Origin of the sequence: Pseudomonas sp. P867 (assembly GCF_019891455.1) — a bacterium.
Classification (GTDB): Bacteria; Pseudomonadota; Gammaproteobacteria; order Pseudomonadales; family Pseudomonadaceae; genus Aquipseudomonas; species Aquipseudomonas synxantha_A.
The window spans coordinates 285985-306712 of sequence record NZ_JAFLXB010000001.1; the positions used below are offsets into that span (position 1 = coordinate 285985).

Genomic DNA, 20728 nt, shown 5'->3' on the forward strand with positions numbered 1-20728 from the left:
ACATGAAAGGCGCATCGCTTCGTCATCAGCCCCCACAAGCACCGAGCCGCAAGCCGGTGCCACGGGGTGCCAGCCGCATGGTGGCCAAAGAGCCGATGTCGGCGCGCCTGCCCAAAGCCAACTTTGGTTTTATCAAGGCGCTGTTCTGGCCGGTATTGCTGGTGGTGCTGGGGTTCGGTACCTACGAAGGCGCGCAACGCCTGCTGCCGTATGCCGACCGGCCGATCACCAAGATCAGCGTGCAGGGCGACTTGAGCTACATCAGCCAGCAGGCGGTACAGCAGCGCATCGGCCCGTACCTGGCCGCGAGCTTCTTTACTATCGACCTGGCCGGTATGCGCTCGGAGCTGGAACAGATGCCGTGGATCGCACACGCTGAAGTGCGCCGCGTATGGCCCGACCAGGTCACGATCCGCCTGGAAGAACAACTGCCCGTGGCCCGTTGGGGTGATGAAGCGCTGTTGAACAACCAGGGCCAGGCGTTCACCCCGCGTGAGCTGGCCAACTATGAGCACCTGCCGCAGCTGTTCGGGCCGCAGCGGGCGCAGCAGCAAGTGATGCAGCAGTACCAGGCCTTGAGCCAGATGCTGCGGCCACTGGGCTTCTCCATTGCACGCCTGGAACTGCGTGAACGGGGCAGCTGGTTTTTGACGACCGGGGCAGGCAGTTCCGGCCCGGGCATCGAGTTGTTGCTGGGACGCGACCGCTTGGTGGAAAAGATGCGCCGCTTTATTGCCATCTATGAAAAAACCTTGAAAGAACAGATTACGAACATTGCGAGCGTCGACCTGCGTTACGCCAACGGCCTGGCCGTCGGCTGGCGTGCACCGGCCGCGCCCACGGCAGCACAACCCGCTGTCGCGAAGAATTAAGAAGAGGCAGGACCCATGGCAAACGTGCAAAGCGGCAAAATGATCGTCGGTCTCGATATCGGCACCTCCAAGGTGGTGGCGCTGGTGGGCGAGGTTGGGGAAGACGGCGCGATCGAAATCGTCGGTATTGGCACGCATCCGTCCCGGGGCCTGAAGAAGGGCGTGGTGGTGAACATCGAGTCCACCGTGCAATCGATCCAGCGCGCCATCGAAGAAGCGCAGCTGATGGCCGGTTGCCGGATTCACTCGGCGTTCGTCGGCGTGGCCGGCAACCATATCCGCAGCCTGAATTCCCATGGCATCGTGGCGATCCGCGACCGTGAAGTCAGCTCGGCCGACCTTGAGCGCGTCCTCGACGCCGCCCAGGCCGTGGCGATCCCGGCTGACCAGCGCGTGCTGCACACCCTGCCGCAGGACTACGTGATCGATAACCAGGAAGGCGTGCGCGAGCCCCTGGGCATGTCGGGCGTACGTCTGGAAGCCAAGGTCCACGTGGTGACCTGCGCCGTCAACGCCGCACAGAACATTGAAAAATGCGTGCGCCGTTGCGGCCTGGAAATCGACGACATCATTCTCGAGCAGTTGGCTTCGGCCTACTCGGTACTCACCGACGACGAAAAAGAGCTGGGCGTGTGCCTGGTGGACATCGGCGGCGGCACCACCGACATCGCGATCTTCACCGAGGGTGCGATCCGTCACACCGCGGTGATCCCGATTGCCGGCGACCAGGTCACCAACGACATCGCCATGGCGTTGCGTACACCGACCCAGTACGCCGAAGAAATCAAGATCCGCTACGCCTGCGCCCTGGCCAAACTGGCCGGTGCCGGCGAGACCATCAAGGTGCCAAGCGTGGGCGACCGTCCACCGCGCGAACTGTCGCGCCAGGCTCTGGCCGAAGTGGTCGAGCCGCGCTACGACGAACTGTTCACCCTGATCCAGGCCGAACTGCGTCGCAGCGGCTACGAAGATTTGATCCCGGCCGGCATCGTGCTGACCGGTGGCACCTCGAAAATGGAAGGCGCGGTCGAACTGGCCGAAGAGATCTTCCACATGCCTGTGCGCCTGGGCGTGCCCCATGGCGTGAAAGGCCTGGGCGACGTCGTGCGCAACCCGATTTATTCCACCGGTGTGGGCTTGCTGTTGTACGGGCTGCAAAAGCAGACCGATGGCATTTCCCTGTCGGGCCCGAGCATCCGCGACAGCTACCGCAGTGACGACGAAGCCAAAGCGCCGTTGTTCGAGCGGTTGCAGGCTTGGGTCAAAGGCAATTTCTAAAGATTTACCGCGACACCGCAGCACCCGCAGTAAGCAGTAGGCGAAAAAACTAGAGAAAACGAAAGGAGAGGGAACATGTTTGAACTCGTAGACAACATCCCCGCTAGCCCGGTTATCAAAGTAATCGGTGTCGGCGGTGGCGGCGGCAACGCTGTCAACCACATGGTCAAGAGCAACATTGAAGGCGTTGAATTCATCTGCGCCAACACTGATGCCCAGGCGCTGAAAAGCATCGGCGCGCGGACCATCCTGCAATTGGGCACAGCGGTGACCAAGGGCCTCGGCGCTGGCGCCAATCCGGAAGTCGGCCGTCAAGCCGCTCTGGAAGACCGCGAGCGTATTGCCGAAGTGCTGCAAGGCACCAACATGGTGTTCATCACCACCGGCATGGGCGGCGGTACCGGTACCGGTGCTGCTCCGATCATTGCCGAAGTAGCCAAGGAAATGGGGATTCTGACCGTTGCGGTCGTGACGCGTCCGTTCCCGTTCGAAGGCCGCAAGCGCATGCAGATCGCCGACGAAGGTATCCGTCTGCTGTCTGAAAGCGTCGACTCGTTGATCACCATCCCCAACGAGAAACTGCTGACCATCCTGGGCAAGGACGCAAGCCTGCTGTCTGCGTTCGCCAAGGCTGACGATGTACTGGCCGGTGCCGTTCGCGGTATCTCCGACATCATCAAGCGTCCGGGCATGATCAACGTCGACTTTGCCGACGTTCGTACCGTCATGAGCGAAATGGGCATGGCGATGATGGGCACTGGCTGCGCCAGCGGTCCTAACCGTGCACGCGAAGCGACCGAAGCGGCCATCCGCAACCCGTTGCTCGAAGACGTGAACCTGCAAGGTGCACGCGGCATCCTGGTGAACATCACCGCAGGTCCCGACCTGTCCCTGGGTGAGTACTCCGACGTGGGTAGCATCATCGAAGCCTTCGCGTCCGAGCACGCCATGGTCAAGGTGGGTACCGTTATCGATCCGGACATGCGTGATGAACTGCATGTAACCGTGGTTGCGACCGGCCTGGGTGCGAAAATCGAGAAGCCTGTAAAGGTCATCGACAACACCCTGCACAACAGCCAGGTCAGCCAGGCTAATCAGGCAGCGGCCGCTGCAGCACCTGCTCGCCAGGAACTGCCGTCGGTGAACTACCGTGATCTGGACCGTCCGACCGTGATGCGCAACCAGGCCCAGGCCGGTGCTGCTGCATCCCGTAGCCTGAATCCGCAAGATGATCTGGACTACCTGGACATCCCGGCATTCCTGCGTCGTCAGGCCGATTAATGGAATGTATCAGGGCTATGAAGGTGATTGGTGTTCAGCAAAGGTCTGGTCTGTTATTATCGCCAGCCTTTGTTGATACCAGTTCGCAATTTGCGCTGAAGCGGTCCAAGCCATGATTAAACAACGCACCCTGAAGAATATTATCCGTGCCACAGGTGTAGGTCTGCACTCCGGGGAGAAGGTATACCTGACCCTCAAGCCCGCACCTGTCGACACCGGCATCGTGTTTGTTCGTGCCGACCTGGACCCTGTGGTGCAGATTCCTGCTCGCGCGGAAAACGTTGGCGAAACCACGATGTCGACCACTCTGGTCAACGGTGACGTCAAAGTGGACACGGTGGAGCACTTGCTCTCGGCCATGGCTGGCCTGGGCATCGATAACGCCTACGTCGAGCTCTCCGCGTCCGAAGTCCCGATCATGGATGGCAGCGCTGGACCCTTCGTATTCTTGATTCAATCTGCCGGCCTGGAAGAACAGGACGCAGCCAAGAAGTTCATTCGCATTCTGCGGGAAGTGACAGTAGAAGACGGCGACAAGCGCGCCACCTTCGTCCCGTTCGAAGGCTTTAAAGTGAGCTTTGAGATCGATTTCGATCACCCGGTATTCCGTGACCGCACCCAAAGTGCAAGCGTGGATTTTTCCAGCACTTCGTTCGTAAAAGAAGTCAGCCGCGCCCGTACCTTTGGTTTCATGAGTGACATCGAGTACCTGCGCAAGCACAATCTCGCACTCGGCGGCAGCGTTGAAAACGCCATTGTGGTCGACGCGGATGGTGTACTGAACGAAGACGGCCTTCGCTACGAAGACGAATTCGTGAAGCACAAGATCCTCGATGCAATCGGTGACCTCTACCTGCTGGGCAATAGCCTGATAGGCGAGTTCAAAGGCTTCAAGTCGGGCCACGCCCTTAACAACCAGCTGCTGCGCAAGTTGATTGAGCAGACAGACGCTTGGGAAGTCGTGACCTTCGAAGATGCCAGCACCGCACCGATCTCTTACATGCGTCCCGTTGCGGCGGTGTAAGTAACAACTCTCTTTCTTTAGTTTTTAAAGGCTGCCTTCGGGTGGCCTTTTTTTATGGCGCGCCGTTTTATATGGGAAGGGTTGCCGCATCCACAATGCGGTTACGCCCACTGTGCTTGGCCTCATACAACGCTTGGTCAGCCTTGAGCAGCAAGTCCTCAAGGGTGATACGGCTGTGCTTGTGCCAGGTACTCATGCCGATGCTCACCGTGATCGGCTGATCATCCCCGGCCACCTGCGGCAAATGCTGAACGCTCTGGCGGATACGCTCGGCGATCACCCAGGCGCCCTTGGCGTCGGTATGGGGCAGCACCGCGGCGAACTCTTCACCGCCATAACGCGCGGCCAGGTCGGCCGGGCGACGGATAGTGCTGTTGATTACCTGCGCGACTGCCCGCAACGCATCATCCCCACCCTGATGGCCGTGGCGGTCGTTGAAGGCCTTGAAGTGGTCCACGTCGATCATCAGCACAGTCAGCGGCTCGGTTGAGCGCTGCGCACGGTCCCATTCCATACGCAAACGCTCGTCCAGAGTACGACGGTTGGCCAGGCCGGTGAGGGCGTCGGTGGCTGCCAGTTCTGACAGCACTTGCTCAGCACGATGGCGACGGCGCAATTCCATGCACAGCGCCCAGGTCAGCCACAACAGACCCACGCATAACACCCCCGTCGCAAGGCTGACCAGCCACGCTGCGCGCCGCCAGGGCGCGAACACTTCATCACTGGAAAGGGCCACCGCAACGATCAATGGCAAATTGCCCACATTGGAGAAACTGTAAAGGCGTGCCTGATGGTCGACACTGGAGATGCTTTGGAAACTGCCGTCCCGTTCACGCAGCATACGTGCGACGTTGGGGCGTTGGCTCAGGTCCTTATTGATGATATCCGCTTCCAGCAAAGGCTCTTGCGCCAGCAGGATGCCTTGGTGGTTGAGCAGGTTGATCGTGCTGTTGCTGCCGATATTCAGGCTGGTGAACAGCTGGTGGAAGTACGACAGGCGCATGGACGCGACGGCGACTCCCAGGAAGCGCCCGTCCGGTGACGAAACGCGGCGGCTGAACGCGATGCGCCATTGGTCATCGCACACACAGCGGGCCATGAACGGACGGCTGATGTACAACCCCACGTCCGGATTCTGGCGGTGAACCTGAAAATAGTCCCGATCAGCGAAGTTGCCGGGCTTGATCGTGAGCAGTGACGAGTCGGCAATCACCTCGCCGGTGGGATCCAGCAACAGGACATCGCCCTTGTATGGCGCGGCGGCGGAGCGGTCGAACAGCACCAACTGACGGATACTCGCGGATACATCCTGCAGGTCAGTACGTTCGGTAGCGGTGATCAAACCCTTGAGGCCCACATCGTAGAGTTCGACATTGCGCAACACGTCGGCGTCGATCAATTGGGTGATGGTATTGGCGGTGCGCTTGGCCGTCTGCAAGGTATTGGCGTGTTCACGAATCAGCAGCGCCGTGACGACTCCCACGATCAGCAACACTGTCAGCGTGCTGCCCAGAATAAGCAGGCGCTCAGGGCGGGTAAGGCTTGGGCTCATCGGACGCACTTCTGCTTTGAGGATGCCAATAGCTTAGTAGCAACTCTGGAATAGGTCGCAGAACCCAAATGTGGGAGCAATCCCCCTCCCACATTTGGAACGTTGTCAGAAGATGTTGATGGGGTAATCCACAATCACACGGTACTCATCCACATCCCGATCCACTGCCGAGTAGCCATTGCTTCCTCGATTAGTCGCCCATTGCAGGCGCACGGCCAGGTCCTTGGCCTTGCCACCCTGCACCACATATTTCACGTCGATATCCCGTTCCCAATGCTTGGCGTCCTTGCCGTCGGCGCTGTACCAACTGCTGTAGCCACGACTGTTGGGGTCGACCTTGGTCAGGTCGGTCTTGCCGCTGATGTAGGACACGGCAGACGTCAGCCCCGGCACGCCGAGGCCGGCGAAGTCGTAGGCGTACTTGAGCTTCCAGGAGCGCTCGTTGGGGCCGTTGAAGTCCGAGTACTGCTGGGAGTTGTCCAGGTACACGCTGTCGCCCTGGGTGATGTAGTCGAACGGCGTGTTGCCGTTGACCCGCTGATAGGTGGCCGTGACGCTGTGGTTGCCCACGCCTACAGTGAAATGCAGGCTGTAGGTGTTGTTGTCGATATCACCCAGCAGCGATTGGCCGGTGTCCTGGGTGTGGTAGTAGTGCAGGCCGGGGGTCAGGCTGACCAGATCATTGAGGGCGTAGGTATATTCGAGGTCGTAGTAGTACTGGTGCCATACGTCCTTGAGTTCGGAGGCGTACAGGTTGCTGGTCAACCCGGCAATGCCGCTGAACGACACGCCGGCCCAGTCCAGGTGCTGGCTGTCGGCATTGGCCGGCAATGCACCGTAGCTGGTGCCGATGCGCCGATGGCCGCTCTGGTTGTAGAGCTTGGTAAAGCTGGCCTGGCCGCCTTCGATCATCCAGCCGTCAAAGCTGTGGTTGGTCAGGCTTACACCCCGGAACGTCTGCGGCAACATGCGCGTCATGCCGCCGGCGATCACCGGGTTGTTGAGGAACAGGTCGCCGGCTTTCAGTTCGGTATCGAAGGCACGCATTTTCAAGGTGCCGCCGGCGGTGGAAAACGAACCCGGTGCCTTGCCGTTGCCGCTGCCGTAGGGAAGGATGCTGGAGCCATCAGTGCCGCCGCCGCCGTCGAGCTTCAGGCCGAGCATGGCGTTGACGTCCAGGCCAAAGCCGACGGTGCCCTGGGTGTAGCCGGACTCGAAAGTGCCGATAAAGCCCTGGCCCCATTCCTTGCTGTCATCGGTATGGATGTCGCGACGGTCGCGGTTCATGTAGTAGTTGCGGGTGTTGACCGTGAGGTGTGAACCCTCGACGAAGCCTTCGTCGGGCGGGGCGTCCGCCGCGTGGGCAAGGGGGATGATCGTTGCTGCGATTGCGAGGAATAACGGGGTGAACGTCAGCGAGTTCTTCACCGGTGGAGCTCCTTTGGTCAATCATGAACGGCCAGTGTCGTGGGGTGTGCCCGGCCTTTTTTCACGGCAAAAAAAAGCCGCTGAAGTCAGCGGCTTTAAGACAGATTCCCAGTGTAGAGCCCTGGAAATAAGTCGAGGGAAATTCGGGTAAGCGGGTCAGCTGCCTTTGCCGTCGCGCTCATCGATGCGTCAAAGTAACGCAGGCGAGCGGTGCGATACAGAGTGTAACAAGATAATAACTATTGCCCAAATCGCAACAGTGTGGGCGATAGGATCTTCTGTGGGAGCTGGCTTGCCTGCGATGCAGACACCTCGGTATGCCAGGCGCACCGGGGTGATGCTATCGCAGGCAAGCCAGCTCCCACATTTTTGACCGAGTTGTTTAGACCGGAAGGGTGATACCAAAGGTATTGCCACCGCCTTCGCTGCGCACAAACACATCCCCGCCATGCATCAACGCAATCGCCTTGACGATCGCCAGCCCCAGCCCGTGATTGGCCCCGCTGTTGCTGCGTGATGCATCCACCCGGTAGAAACGTTCGAACAGGCGTGGCAAGTGTTCGCTGGCGATCGCCTCGCCCGGGTTGGTCACGCCAATCGCTACCTGTTGCCCCTGCACCTGGATGTGCACGTTGATAACCTGTCCGGGCGCGGTATGTTGCACGGCATTGCTCAGCAGGTTGATCAGCGCACGCCGCAGGTGGGCCTTTTCGATATGCACCCGGGCGTCGCCGTGCACCCGCACCCGCACCTGAGCGTCTTCGAGGATGAAGTCCAGGTAATCGAGGGTGGTGGCCACTTCATCGGCCAGGGAGCATTCGATCAGCTTGGTGGCTTTGCTGCCCTGGTCGGCGCTGGCGAGGAACAGCATGTCGTTGATGATCGAGCGCAGCCGTTCCAGCTCTTCCAGGTTCGATTGCAACACCTCGAAATAGTGCTCGGCCGAACGCCCGCGTGTCAGTGCGACTTGGGTCTGGCCGATCAGGTTGGTCAGCGGCGAGCGCAGTTCATGGGCCACGTCGGCGTTGAACGATTCCAGGCGCGAGTAGGCTTGTTCCACGCGGTCGAGGGTGGCATTGAACGAATTGACGAACAGGCTCAACTCCGGCGGCAGCGGTGACAATTGCAAGCGCCCCGAGAGTTTGGGCGGGGCGAGTTTGCGCGCTTCGTCGGAGAGCTTTTCCAGTGGCTTCAAGCCGATGCGCGCAACCCAGAAACCCAGCAGCGCGGCCATGACCACACCCACCATTGCCAGGCTGATCAACGCCACCAGCAAATGATGCTGGGTGGCGCGGAAGTTTTCGGTGTCGATGGCGATCATAAAGCGCAACGCCGGGCGCTGGTCCTTGGCCGCAAACTGGCTGACCAGCACCTTGAACGGATAAGCGTGGCCGGGCAGGCGCAGGTCGCGCTTGCCCGTCGGGCCCTGTGCAAAGGCGCGGATTTGCGCGTCCGGCTCGCCATATTCATAGCTCGGGTCGCTGCTGACCACCCAGAATCGAATGCGCTTGTCCTCTTCCCCCAGCAGCTTGAGCTTGGACTTTATCTTGACCCAATGCTCCGGCGTGCCGAAGCGGTTCACCGACGATTCCAGCACGCTGTAGCGCGCATCCAGTTCGGCGCCCGGCAACAACCCCAGGCCGCGATCCACCTGCTGGTACAGCGCGCCGCCGATCAACACGAAGATCAGCAGCGCCACCAGGGTGAACATGCCGCTCAGGCGCAGGGCGATGGAGTTAGCCGACACTGCGGTTCTCCAGCACATAGCCCATGCCGCGAATGGTGTGCAGCAGCTTGTGTTCGAACGGCCCGTCGAGCTTGGCGCGCAGGCGCTTGATCGCCACTTCCACCACGTTGGCATCGCTGTCGAAATTGATGTCCCAGACCATCTCGGCAATCGCGGTCTTGGACAGGATTTCTCCCTGGCGACGCGCCAACACGCTGAGCAGCGAGAACTCCTTGGCGGTCAGGTCCAGGCGTACACCGTTGCGACTGGCCTTGCGGCTGATCAAGTCGATCCACAGGTCGGCGACGGTTACCTGCACCGGCTCATGGCCGCCGCTGCGGCGGGTCAGGGCTTGCAGGCGCGCCACCAGCTCAAGAAACGAAAACGGCTTGCCCAGGTAATCATCGGCGCCCTCACGCAGGCCGCGAATGCGGTCCTCCACGCGCTCGCGGGCGGTGAGCATGATCACCGGCGTCTGCTTGCGGGCGCGCAACGCCCGCAATACGCCAAAGCCGTCCAGGCCGGGGAGCATCACGTCGAGCACGATCACCGCGTACTCATTCTCCAGCGCCAGGTGCAGGCCCTCGACGCCTTCGCGTGCCACATCGACGGTGTAGCCTTGCTCTGTCAGGCCACGGTGCAGGTAGTCTGCGGTTTTCTCTTCATCTTCAATAATCAGGACGCGCATGACCGCCTCAGTGTGTGGTCGCCAGCGCCAGCGCTGGTTTGGGCCTGTGGAAAGTCCGTTCAAGGTACAAGTATATGACCGGAGTCGTGAACAGCGTCAGCGCCTGGCTCACCAGCAAGCCTCCCACCACCGCAATGCCCAGCGGTTGACGCAGTTCCGCCCCCGGGCCCGAGCCCAGCATCAAGGGCACCGCGCCGAGCAGGGCGGCGAGGGTGGTCATGATGATCGGTCGGAACCGCGTGACGCAGGCTTCATAAATTGCATCCTCCGGCGTCAGCCCGCGCATGCGCTGGGCCTCCAGTGCAAAGTCGATCATCAAAATGCCGTTTTTCTTGACGATGCCGATCAGCAACACCAGGCCGATCAAGGCCATGATCGAAAAGTCCTGGCCCAGCAGCCACAGCATGATCAGCGCCCCCAGGCCCGCCGAGGGCAGGGTGGAAATGATCGTCAGCGGGTGCACGAAACTCTCGTACAGCACACCCAGGATGATGTACACCGCCACCAGCGCTGCGAGGATCAGCCACGGTTGGCTGGCCAGCGAACTCTGGAACGCCTGGGCCGCGCCCTGGAAGTTGCCGATGAGGGTGCTCGGCATACCGATGTCGCTCTTGGCCTGGTCGAGCATGATCACCGCGTCGCCCAGGGCCACGCCGGGCGCCAGGTTGAACGACAGGTTGGCGGCGGGGAACATGCCGTCATGGCTGATGGACAACGGCCCCACGCTGGGCGGCTCGACCCTGGCCAGTGCCGACAGCGGCACCATTTCGTTGGTCAGCGGCGAGCGCAGGTAAAAGTAGTTGAGGCTTTCGGCCTTGCCGCGTTGCTGGCTGTCCAGTTCGAGTATCACCTGGTACTGGTTGATCTCGGTCTGAAACTCGTTGATCTGGCGCTGGCCGAAGGCGTCGTACAGCGCCTGGTCGACATCGGTGGCGGTCAGGCCGAAGCGGGCAGCGGCCTGGCGGTCGATGTTGATGTGGGTAATGCTGCCGCCCAGTTGCAGGTCGTTGGACAGGTCACGAAACGCCGGGTTGCTGCGCAGTTTCTCGGTGAGGCGTTGGGTCCAGGTGTTGAGCGTCGGGCCGTCGTTGCTCTTGAGCACGTATTGGTACTGGGCGCGGCTGGGGCCGGAACTCAAGTTGATGTCCTGGCCGGCGCGCAGGTACAGCACGATACCGGGCACCTTCGCCAGTTGCGGGCGCAGGCGGTCGATGAACTGGCTGGCGGACACGTCGCGATCACCGCGATCTTTCAAGGCAATCCAGAAGCGCCCGTTGGCGATGGTCTGGTTGCTGCCGGTGACGCCCACCGAGTGGGAAAACGCCTGCACCGCCGGGTCGGCCTTGACGATGTCCGCCAGGGCCTTGTGCTTGGCGACCATGTCTTTGTAGGACACATCGGCCGCCGCCTCGCTGGTGCCGAGCACGAAACCGGTGTCCTGCACCGGGAAGAAACCCTTGGGGATAAACACATAACCGACCACGGCCAGGGCCAGGGTCACCACGAAGATCGCCGCCATGCTGCGTTGGTGCGCCAGTGCCCGGCGCAGATTGCGTGCGTAGCCGGCCAGCAGGCGCTCGCTGAAGGAGGGTTTGGCGTGGGCAGGATGGCTCGGTGCGCGCATGAACAAGGCGGCCAGGGTAGGCGCCAATGTCAGCGAAACCACCACCGAAATCAGGATGGTCGAAGTGGCCGTCAGCGCGAATTCCTTGAACAACCGCCCGACCACACCGCCCATGAACAGCAGCGGAATAAACGCCGCCACCAGCGAGAAGCTGATGGACACCACGGTAAAGCCGATTTCGCCGGAGCCTTTGATCGCCGCTTCGCGCTGGCCCAGGCCGGCCTCCAGGTGCCGATGGATGTTCTCCACCACCACAATCGCATCGTCCACCACAAAGCCCACGGCGATCACGATAGCGACCAGGGTCAGGTTGTTCAGGCTGAACCCCATCACGTACATCAGGGCAAAACTGGCCACCAGCGATACACCCAGCACGGCCGACACTATCAGTGTCGCCGAGAGCTGGCGCAAAAACAGCGCCATCACCGCCACCACTAGCAGGATGGCGATCAGCAGGGTCATTTCCACTTCATGCAGGGAGGCGCGGATGGTCTTGGTGCGGTCGGTCAATACGCTGACCTGCACCGAGGCCGGCAACATGCCTTGCAGGCGCGGCAGTTCGGCCTGGATGCGGTCGACGGTTTCGACGATGTTGGCGCCGGGCTGACGCGAAATCACCAGGTTGACCCCTGGCGTATCGCCGGACCAGGCTTGCACGTAGGCGTTTTCCGAACCATTGATGACGTTGGCGATATCGCGCAGTTGAACCGGTGCGCCGTCTTTGTAGGAAACGATTAACTGGCCGTAGTCTTCGGGGTGAAACAGCTGGTCGTTGGTCGACAGAGTCGAGACGCTGTTCTCGCCATAGATCGCGCCCTTGGCCAAGTTGAGGCTCGACTGCTGAATGGCCAGGCGTATGTCGGCGAGGGTCAGCCCGATGGCCGCGAGTTTGTCGGGGGAGGCCTGCACGCGAATCGCCGGGCGTTGCTGGCCGGTAATGTTGATCTGGCCGACGCCGTCGATCTGGCTGATCTGGCGCGCCAGCAGGGTTTCCACATAATCACTCAGCTCGGTGCTGGGCATGCTGCCTGAACTGACGCTGAGGATCAGTACCGGGCTGTCCGCCGGGTTGACCTTTCTCCAGGTCGGCAAGTTCGGCATATCGCTGGGCAGCTTGCCGGAGGCGGTGTTGATCGCGGCCTGGACTTCCTGGGCGGCGGTGTCGATGCTTTTTTCCAGAGTGAACTGCAACGTCAAAAGGCTTGAGCCCAAGGCGCTGCTGGAGGTCATCTGGGTCACGCCGGGGATGGCACTGAATTGCACTTCCAGGGGCGTGGCCACTGATGAGGCCATGGTGTCCGGGCTGGCACCGGGCAGTTGCGCGGTGACCTGGATCGTCGGAAATTCCGCTTCCGGCAACGGGGCGATGGACAGGCGTGGGAAGGCGATGACCCCCAGCAGTACCAAGGCAAACGTCAACAACAGGGTGGCGACCGGGTGATCAACGCACCAGGCCGAGGGCGAACGGCTGCCGCTCATGGTTGCACCGTGGCGTCAGCGGTCTGGATCACCTGTGGTGGCTCCTTGAGTACTTCCACCTGGGCGCCGGCCTTGAGCCGCGACTGACCGTCGCTGACCAGCACGTCCCCAGCCTGCACGCCTTTGATGATGTTGATCTCGCTGTCCTGATAGGCAACCTGTACCGGCACCACTTCTGCTTTATCACCGTTCACCCGGTACACGAAGTGCGAGTCCAGCCCACGCTGTACTACGGTCGGTGGCACCACTAGAACATGCTTGTCGAGGGCCGTCTGGATCTTGATGGTCACCAGTTGCCCCGGCCACAGCTTTTGCGATGGGTTGTTGAACTCGGCCTTGGCCCGCAGGGTGCCGGTGGTGGAGCTGATCTGGTTGTCGATCAGGCTCAGGTGGCCTTCGCCGAGCAGGTGGCCGGTGTCGCCGTCGGTATCGGCGCCCAGGTAGGCGTCGACGCTGGCCGGGGTTGGCGCCGCGATCAGACCCTGCAGGGTCGGCAGCATCTGCTGCGGCAGGGAGAACTCAACGGCGATCGGGTCGAGCTGGGTGACGGAGAACAACCCCTGGGTGTCGCTCATGCGCAGGAAATTACCTTCATCCACACTGCGAATGCCCACGCGACCACTGACGGGGGAGCGAATCTGGGTGTAGGAAAGTTGTACCTGAGCAGCATCAATCGCAGCCTGATTGCCTTGCACGGTGGCCCTGAGCTGGTTCACCAATGCCTGCTGCTGGTCATAGGTCTGCTTTGATACGCCGTCGTCAATGCTCAGTGCCTTGTAGCGCTTGAGGTTGACCAGTGCCACTTGCAACTGCGCCTGGCTTTCACCCAGTTGCGCCTTGGCCTGGTCGAGGCTGGCGCGGATCGAGCGGTCATCGAGGGTCGCCAGCAGGTCACCGGCCTTCACCGACTGACCTTCTTTGACCAGCAATCGGGTGAGGATGCCGTCGATCTGCGGGCGAATCACCACATTGTGCAACGACAGCACCGAGCCGATGCCGCTGACAAACCGCGGAACATCCTGTTGCGTCACGCTCACCACCCGCACGGGAATGGCGGTAGGCGCCGCCAGCCGTGCTTTGACCGGCCGGGTCAATGCCCAGGCTGCGACAGCCAGTATCAGGAGGGCACCCACTATCAGGGCCATGTTTCGTTTGATCTGCATAGGAGGGCGCCGGCGCAAACTGCACGTTGGAGTTTGGAAAGCTGCTTTATAGCGCTGTTTCACCGTCAGCACGGTGACGGCAAACTGACAGCCGTGACAGTTAGGCTGTGTGAGCCTGTCGCTTGAAGTTACTGCTGGCAGCCTCGGCCCCGTATACTCGCGTTTTTACACCTATAGCTGTGCCGGAGCCCCTATGACTTCCCCCACCCAACCCCCTGTTGAAGCGGCCGACCTCGTTGATTCGGCCACCGCCGACAGTGCTGAAAAAGCCGAGATCCCGGCGTTCAAGTTCCCCTTCAAGCCGGGTGAGCTGGCAGGCGCCAAAAACGCCAGCCAGCCCTGGTACAAAGGTGGCGCCAAGAACGGCCATACCAAGACCCCAGGCATGGCACCCCCAGGCACGCGCCGTTCGATGGGTAAACGTTAAGGCTAAATCGAAGCTCGCGTTATAGGCTGTTGCCTACGTCGCCTGTCGATATTTCTACTTGTAGGTCCGCGGTCGATTCTTGAAAGCTTGCACAGCGTTTGCTTCGTCCCGATGACGCTCCATCGGGACGAGTGAGTAAGCTTTCCGGAAAAGGACGTTCCCGTGGCCCTGATACACCTCTGTGCAGTGCTTGCCTTCTTGCTCTCGACGACTGCCGTTGCGGGCGACGTTCAACCGCGGCGCGAGATTCGTTTCGCCGTGGCCGCGCATTTTCCCCCCTTTCAGAGCCGCAACCCGCAAGGGCAATTGGTGGGTCTGAACATCGAACTGGGCAATGCCTTGTGCGAACAACTCAACGTGCGCTGTATCTGGGTTGACCAAGTCGTCATGGAAAATTTTCCGGCCCTCGAAGCCCGGCAGTTCGACGCGATCATGGGTATGGCGCCGACATGTCGGCGCCGACAACGGGTGAGTTTTACCGATGACCTCTACCCGATCACCACCCGCCTGGTGGGTCGTAAAGGCTCAGGCTTGATCCCTGGCCGGCGCTCGCTCAAGGGCAAGCGCGTGGGGGTGTTGGTCAGGAGTAATCGTGAAGCCTTTGCGCTCTCGCAGTGGGCACCGGCGGGGGTGATCATCAGAAGTTTCTGGCTCAACGATCAACTGATTCAGAGCCTGGTGTCGGGTGATATCGATGCGACCTTGCAAGGTGCCGTGGAGATCCGTGAGGCGCTGCTCGACACCGCCGACGGCCTGGACTTCGGTTTCCTGGGGCCTGTGGTGTCATCGGGCCTGTTGGGCAACAGCGTGGCTATCGCGGTACGCAAACCTGATACCGCGCTGCGCAATGAGCTGAACCATGCGCTTGAACAGCTGATGCAAAACGGCGAATACCAACGCATCCTCCAGCCCTATGGTCTGGATGTAGCGCCTGCCACTCCATGATCGAGATAGATCTCAATGCGGGAGCAGACTCAGTCAAATCCCCGCCGGCGGTCAGGCAGCCCGCAACGAGATAAACGCATAGTTGGCCGGCACTTCGGTGGCAATCTGCGCCCCGGCGTCCAGCAGTTGTTCGGCGATGTCCATACCGGATACATGGAACACCCATTCATTGGCCATGCTCGGCTGGACCACTGCCTGCTCGACAGCTTGGGCAAACGCCTGCATATCCGGCAGGTAGGCGGTAAAGCCGTCGCCCTTGAGTGCTGTGGTACGAATGCCGAGCAACGCACACACCGCTTCCTTGGTTTGTACATCATCACGGTCGGCCTGGCGCGAGCGGCCGATCAGTTCAGCCAGTTCCTTGTCCATTAACTCGCCACCGACGATCAAAGCCGGGCCCTGTTCCCAGGATTCTGGCGGGCAATCCTTGGCACTCGGGTTCAGCGGGATATGCGGGTTGATCTCCATCGGGTAGATCCGGCACACCAGTGGGCGTCGTTCATAGATGCGGCAAAGGTTGTCTTCGTCAAGATTCCGGCAGCGTCCGGCGTTATAGGCGGCAAAGGTGATTGCCACAAACGCCTCGGTAGTGCCGCTGGGCACCATCACCGATCGGCGCTCGGCGTGTTCACGTTGTTGCAGGGGCAGGCCCAGGCCGTTGCCGAGGAAACCCTCGACCAGGACGATGACGTTACCGCCGTCCGCCGCCCAGCTACGGGCTTCTGCGAGGGTCAGGGGGACGTGATGGTCGCTGCAGCATTTGCCGCAACCTACGCAAGAAAACTGAGTGTTCATGGCGGATCTGTCACCAGGCTAGGTCAGAGGGCACGCTTGAGGGGTGACGGGTTTTTTACCTCTATCGACCGCTCGGCACTCTGGAAGCAAGTTATGCGCCAGGGGTTGTCAGCCCTTGGGCACAGTGTCGCGCAGGACAAATCTCATATCGGCACTTTCATACAGTTGCCGGGCACGCAGGTTGCTTTCCAGCACCTTGAGGTCGACATAAGGTTCGCCGCGCTGCTTGAACACCTGAAAGCTGTGCAGCAACAAGGCGCGCCCCAGCCCCTGGCCCTGGGCGCAAGGATGTATCGCAAGGTTCTTGATGAAGGCGCTGGTCCAGCACTGGGCGACACCGAGAATGCCGTCGGCGTTAATGGCGACCAGGCACAACGTCGGGTCGCACTCGGCATCGGTCACGAACTGTCGGCGCCATTCATCCAGGCTGGCGACACGGCCTCCGCCCTGGTCTTGAGTCATGCGCAACACGGCATGGATCGCCGGGGCCAATTCATCCCGGTAATGATCCAGCCGCGTATTCGCTGGCCACTGCGGGGCGGGCAGGCTGCCCGTGAGGTCGCGACGCAGCAGCTGGAAATACTCGGCCACTGCTTACAGGCCCTTTTGTGCCACGGTTTGCGCGGCGATGACCAGGTACTTGGTCAGCTCCGGGGAGGAGAACTTGGTGAGCACCGCATCGGCACCGGCCAGGCGGGCTTTCTCGCTGTTCATCGCGCTGTCCAGGGAAGTGTGCAACAGCACGTATAGGTCCTTGAAATCCGGGGTTTCGCGCAGGGTGCGGGTAAGGGCGTAGCCGTCCATCTCGGACATCTCGATATCCGACACCACCACATTGATCTGCTCGCCCGTGCCTTGCAGTTCCAGCAACACATCGATGGCTTCCTTGGCGCTGCGCGCGGTGTGGCAGGTCAGGCCAAGGTTACGCAGGGTGTGTACCGACTGCTGCAAGGCCACTTGGCTGTCGTCCACCACCAGGATGCGGGCGTTGCCGAGCACTTCGGCTTCTTCCATGGTCAGGTCGGTCGGCGCCGTTTCAATCGGTGCCGGGGCGATGCCGTGGATGACTTTCTCGATATCCAGCACCTGTACCAGGCCACCTTCCACTTGGGTTACCCCAGTGATAAATGCACGGTTGCCCCCGGAGCCGTAGGGTGGCGGGCGGATGTCGGTGGTCAGGCAATGCACGATCTTGCTCACTGCCTGCACATGCAAACCCTGCTTGGAACGGCTGACGTCGGTGACGATCAGGCAGCCGCCGTCCGGGTCTTGCAAGGGCATTTCACCGAGGGCGCGGCTCAAGTCGATCACCGACAGCGAGGTGCCGCGCAAGGTGGCAATGCCTTTGACGTGCGGGTGGGACTCCGGCAGCTTGGTCAGCGGCGGGCAGGGGATGATTTCACTGACTTTCAACAGGTTGATGGCCATCAGCTTGCCGCTGCGCAGGGTAAAGAGCAGAAGCGAAAGTGAGTCTGCGCGGGCTTTGGTGGTGGGCATAAAAACCTTCTGTGGATCAGGGATGACGATCATCTATGGAAGGTTATCGACTCGGCTGGCCTGGGCTTTAACCGGATTTTGTGTCGGGCACTGCTAATGTGGGAGGGGGCTTGCTCCCGATATCGGCGTGTCAGTCAGCAGATGTACAACTGATCCACCGCCATCGGGAGCAAGCCCCCTCCCACATTGGGTTATGTATCAGCCCTTCCAGACCTGCGGGTTCACCAGGTCCTGCGGGCGCTGGCCCAGCAGTGCGCTGCGCAGGTTATCCAAAGCACGATTGGCCATGGCTTCGCGGGTTTCACCGGTGGCCGAACCGACGTGCGGCAGGGTCACGGCATTGCTCAACTGGAACAGCGGCGATTCGGCCAGCGGTTCCTTTTCATACACATCCAGCCCGGCACCGCGAATTTTCTGGGTTTGCAGGGCTTCGACCAGCGCCGGTTCATCCACCACCGGCCCACGGGAAATATTGATCAGGATCGCGTTGGACTTCATCAGGCCTAATTCGCGCGTGCTGATCAGGTGACGGGTCTTGTCGCTCAATGGCACCACCAGGCAGACAAAATCCGCCTCGGCCAGCAACTGGTCCAGGCTACGGAACTGCGCGCCCAGTTCTTGCTCCAGCGCAGTCTTGCGGCTGTTGCCGCTGTACAGGATCGGCATGTTGAAACCCAGGCGCCCACGCCGGGCCACGGCCGCGCCGATATTGCCCAGGCCGACGATGCCCAGGGTCTTGCCGTGTACATCGCAGCCAAACAACGGCGCGCCGACGCTGGCTTTCCACTGACCGGCCTTGGTCCAGGCGTCCAGCTCGGCCACCCGGCGTGCGCTGCTCATCAGCAACGCAAAGGCCAGGTCGGCAGTGCTTTCGGTGAGTACATCAGGGGTGTTGGTCAGCATGATGCCGCGCTCGTTGAAGTACGGCACGTCGTAGTTGTCGTAGCCCACCGATACACTGGACACCACTTCAAGCTTGCTCGCGCCTTCAAGCTGTTCACGGCCCAGCTTGCGGCCCACGCCGATCAAGCCGTGGGCATGGGGCAGGGCGTCGTTGAACTGCGCGTTGATATCACCCAGTTTGGGGTTGGGCACGATCACCTCGAAATCCTGTTGCAGGCGTTCGATCATCGGTGGGGTGATGCGGCTGAAGGCCAGGACAGTCTTTTTCATGGCAGGCGGGCTCGTCGACTACGGAAGAATGCCAAGCACGCTAACATTCCCGATAAGAATTTTGCAGGGTTTTGATCGGTCCTGCTTCTCTTCCATTGGTTTTAATACCTGTCAACTGTGAAAACTACGAGCTGTTCGGCCAATACGTGAGCGCCTATTCTCGTTTTTCAAGGCAGGGGTTGATGCCTTTGTTAAACAGGAGATCACTCTTATGAATATCGACGATGAGATAAAGCGAATCAGGGATTTTTTAGCCGCTGGTAAAACACGCAACGAGCCTGACGAGGCTTTGCCGCAGGCTCCCACAATCGAATTGATCGTCAATGGCGAGTTGTTCGTCGACCATGTACCTGGGACGGGGCTGAAGGTTGGGGTGGATTACGACACTATGCTGGAGGGTCAGGAGTTCGTTTTATATTTGTTCAGCAATACGCCTTCGGATGGCGACTATAACGAGACCGTTCCAGTGATAGAGGTGAAACCTTACGTTGTTACCGTACCCAAGGAAAAGATTGAAAAGTTGCATAAAAACGAGCTTGGTCTTTGTCTTTACTTCATCGATGGCAAAGAAACCTCTGAGTGGACGACCTTCACCGTCAGATGATGCGTCCTATCAAGGCATACGGTGACCTGTTCAAAACCAGTCACCGCATGCCTGGCTCAATTACTCAAGCGAGCACCACCTAAACCACCGCTCAATTCATACGCCACCAGCTCCGCCTGGTGCGCCGCCAGAATTTCCGGCAACGAACCACGCAGGTACTCCACCCAGGTCTTGATCTTCGCATCCAGGTATTGGCGCGAAGGGTAGATGGCGTACAGGTTCAGTTCCTGGGAGCGGTAGGTCGGCATCACCCGCACCAGTGTGCCGTTGCGCAGCCCTTCGATGGCGGCATACACCGGCAGCAGGCCTACGCCCATGCCGCTGGTAATTGCGGTTTTCATCGCGTCGGCCGAGTTGACCAGGAACGGCGAGCTGTTGATCGCCACGCTTTCCTGACCTTCAGGCCCGTTGAAGGTCCATTTGTCCAGTTGGATCACCGGGCTGACCAGGCGCAGGCACGCATGGTTGAGCAAATCCTGCGGCCGCTGTGCACAGCCCTTGGCCTTGACGTATTCCGGGGAAGCACAGGCAATGCTGTAGGTGATGCCCAGGCGCTGGGACACGAAACCCGAGTCCGGCAGTTCACTGGCCAGCACGATGGACACGTCGTAGCCCTCGTCGAGCAGGTCCGGTACGCGGTTGGCCAGGGTCAGGTCGAAGGTCACGTCGGGGTGGGTGCGGCGGTAACGGGCAATCGCGTCGATGACGAAATGCTGGCCGATCCCGGTCATGGTGTGCACTTTCAACTGCCCGGCAGGGCGGGCGTGGGCGTCGCTGGCCTCGGCCTCGGCTTCTTCGACGTAGGCGAGGATCTGCTCGCAACGCAGCAAATAACGTTTACCGGCCTCGGTCAGCGCGATGCGCCGGGTGGTGCGGTTGAGCAAGCGGGTTTGCAGGTGGGCCTCAAGGTTGGAGACCGCGCGCGAGACATTGGCCGTGGTGGTGTCCAGTTGCACGGCGGCGGCGGTGAAGCTGCCGGCTTCGGCCACGCAACTGAAAGCGCGCATGTTTTGCAAAGTGTCCATGGAGTGTTCTCAAGGGAGATGACAAATTGTGACAGAAAGTTACGCCGACCAGTGATCCCTACCAACGGATTATCGCCTGAACGGTAACAAAGATTCACAGGAATACCAGCTTATCGTCCTCCATGCTGCCGCCTAGAATTGCGCCAC

18 protein-coding genes are annotated in these 20728 nt (G+C 60.6%); 7 read left to right on the top strand and 11 right to left on the bottom strand.

All coding sequences use genetic code 11. From position 1 onward, the window contains the following. Window positions 1-2 precede the first annotated feature (2 nt). The 4 genes from J1G33_RS01420 to lpxC all read left to right on the top strand — a co-directional run bounded on the left by J1G33_RS01420 (window position 3) and on the right by lpxC (window position 4455). On the top strand, window positions 3-872 hold the full coding sequence (locus J1G33_RS01420; RefSeq protein ID WP_032803262.1) for a cell division protein FtsQ/DivIB: 870 nt from the start codon (window positions 3-5) through the stop codon (window positions 870-872). Window positions 873-887: 15 nt separating this feature from the next. Continuing rightward, window positions 888-2150 (top strand): cell division protein FtsA, encoded by a 1263-nt coding sequence (ftsA, locus tag J1G33_RS01425; RefSeq protein ID WP_003188682.1) that lies wholly within the window; start codon window positions 888-890, stop codon window positions 2148-2150. 75 nt (window positions 2151-2225) lie between these two features. After that, on the top strand, window positions 2226-3431 hold the full coding sequence (gene ftsZ / locus J1G33_RS01430; RefSeq protein WP_005784951.1) for a cell division protein FtsZ: 1206 nt from the start codon (window positions 2226-2228) through the stop codon (window positions 3429-3431). Window positions 3432-3543: 112 nt separating this feature from the next. Next, a complete protein-coding gene (lpxC, locus tag J1G33_RS01435) occupies window positions 3544-4455 on the top strand; it encodes a UDP-3-O-acyl-N-acetylglucosamine deacetylase (RefSeq protein ID WP_003171886.1) in 912 nt (303 codons plus the stop codon). Between the two features lie 67 nt (window positions 4456-4522). Here lpxC and J1G33_RS01440 read toward each other — a convergent pair whose 3' ends face one another. The 6 genes from J1G33_RS01440 to J1G33_RS01465 form a co-directional block, all read right to left on the bottom strand. Beyond that, window positions 4523-6007: a diguanylate cyclase gene (locus J1G33_RS01440; RefSeq protein WP_103734617.1), complete on the bottom strand. Its 1485-nt coding sequence runs from the start codon at window positions 6005-6007 to the stop codon at window positions 4523-4525. Between the two features lie 105 nt (window positions 6008-6112). Further along, on the bottom strand, window positions 6113-7435 hold the full coding sequence (locus J1G33_RS01445; RefSeq protein WP_032877718.1) for an OprD family porin: 1323 nt from the start codon (window positions 7433-7435) through the stop codon (window positions 6113-6115). A gap of 382 nt (window positions 7436-7817) precedes the next feature. Beyond that, window positions 7818-9182, bottom strand: a complete 1365-nt coding sequence (locus J1G33_RS01450; RefSeq protein ID WP_148853472.1) for a heavy metal sensor histidine kinase — start codon at window positions 9180-9182, stop codon at window positions 7818-7820. Next, window positions 9172-9849 carry a heavy metal response regulator transcription factor gene (locus J1G33_RS01455; protein ID WP_005784958.1) on the bottom strand — a complete coding sequence of 226 codons (678 nt, stop codon included), beginning with the start codon at window positions 9847-9849 and terminating at the stop codon, window positions 9172-9174. The genes J1G33_RS01450 and J1G33_RS01455 overlap by 11 nt, the downstream gene beginning before the upstream one ends. Before the next feature lie 7 nt (window positions 9850-9856). After that, complete coding sequence (locus J1G33_RS01460) at window positions 9857-12952, bottom strand: multidrug efflux RND transporter permease subunit (RefSeq protein WP_223017599.1); 3096 nt, start codon at window positions 12950-12952, stop codon at window positions 9857-9859. Beyond that, window positions 12949-14115 (bottom strand): efflux RND transporter periplasmic adaptor subunit, encoded by a 1167-nt coding sequence (locus tag J1G33_RS01465; RefSeq protein ID WP_103734613.1) that lies wholly within the window; start codon window positions 14113-14115, stop codon window positions 12949-12951. The genes J1G33_RS01460 and J1G33_RS01465 overlap by 4 nt, the downstream gene beginning before the upstream one ends. A gap of 193 nt (window positions 14116-14308) precedes the next feature. Here J1G33_RS01465 and J1G33_RS01470 point away from each other — a divergent pair, with 193 nt between their 5' ends. Beyond that, window positions 14309-14542: a hypothetical protein gene (locus J1G33_RS01470; protein WP_005784964.1), complete on the top strand. Its 234-nt coding sequence runs from the start codon at window positions 14309-14311 to the stop codon at window positions 14540-14542. A gap of 162 nt (window positions 14543-14704) precedes the next feature. Continuing rightward, entirely contained in the window at window positions 14705-15487 is a 783-nt protein-coding gene (locus tag J1G33_RS01475; protein ID WP_078820316.1) for a transporter substrate-binding domain-containing protein, read from the top strand. Window positions 15488-15538: 51 nt separating this feature from the next. Here J1G33_RS01475 and J1G33_RS01480 read toward each other — a convergent pair whose 3' ends face one another. From J1G33_RS01480 to J1G33_RS01495, 4 genes are all read right to left on the bottom strand, one after another. Beyond that, window positions 15539-16282, bottom strand: coding sequence for a YkgJ family cysteine cluster protein (locus tag J1G33_RS01480; protein WP_103734610.1), 744 nt, complete (start codon window positions 16280-16282; stop codon window positions 15539-15541). A 108-nt stretch (window positions 16283-16390) separates the two neighbouring features. Then, the gene (locus J1G33_RS01485; RefSeq protein WP_032877712.1) at window positions 16391-16873 is read right to left on the bottom strand and encodes a GNAT family N-acetyltransferase; all 483 of its coding nucleotides are present in this window, start codon (window positions 16871-16873) and stop codon (window positions 16391-16393) included. Window positions 16874-16876: 3 nt separating this feature from the next. Further along, on the bottom strand, window positions 16877-17779 hold the full coding sequence (locus J1G33_RS01490) for a chemotaxis protein (RefSeq protein ID WP_223017600.1): 903 nt from the start codon (window positions 17777-17779) through the stop codon (window positions 16877-16879). Between the two features lie 198 nt (window positions 17780-17977). Next, window positions 17978-18952: a D-glycerate dehydrogenase gene (locus tag J1G33_RS01495; RefSeq protein ID WP_223017601.1), complete on the bottom strand. Its 975-nt coding sequence runs from the start codon at window positions 18950-18952 to the stop codon at window positions 17978-17980. Window positions 18953-19163: 211 nt separating this feature from the next. Here J1G33_RS01495 and J1G33_RS01500 point away from each other — a divergent pair, with 211 nt between their 5' ends. Continuing rightward, window positions 19164-19556, top strand: coding sequence for a hypothetical protein (locus J1G33_RS01500; RefSeq protein WP_103734608.1), 393 nt, complete (start codon window positions 19164-19166; stop codon window positions 19554-19556). 56 nt (window positions 19557-19612) lie between these two features. On the opposite strand, the gene J1G33_RS01505 is transcribed toward J1G33_RS01500, so the two are convergent. Then, complete coding sequence (locus tag J1G33_RS01505; RefSeq protein ID WP_032877708.1) at window positions 19613-20581, bottom strand: LysR family transcriptional regulator; 969 nt, start codon at window positions 20579-20581, stop codon at window positions 19613-19615. Between the last annotated feature and the right edge of the window lie 147 nt (window positions 20582-20728).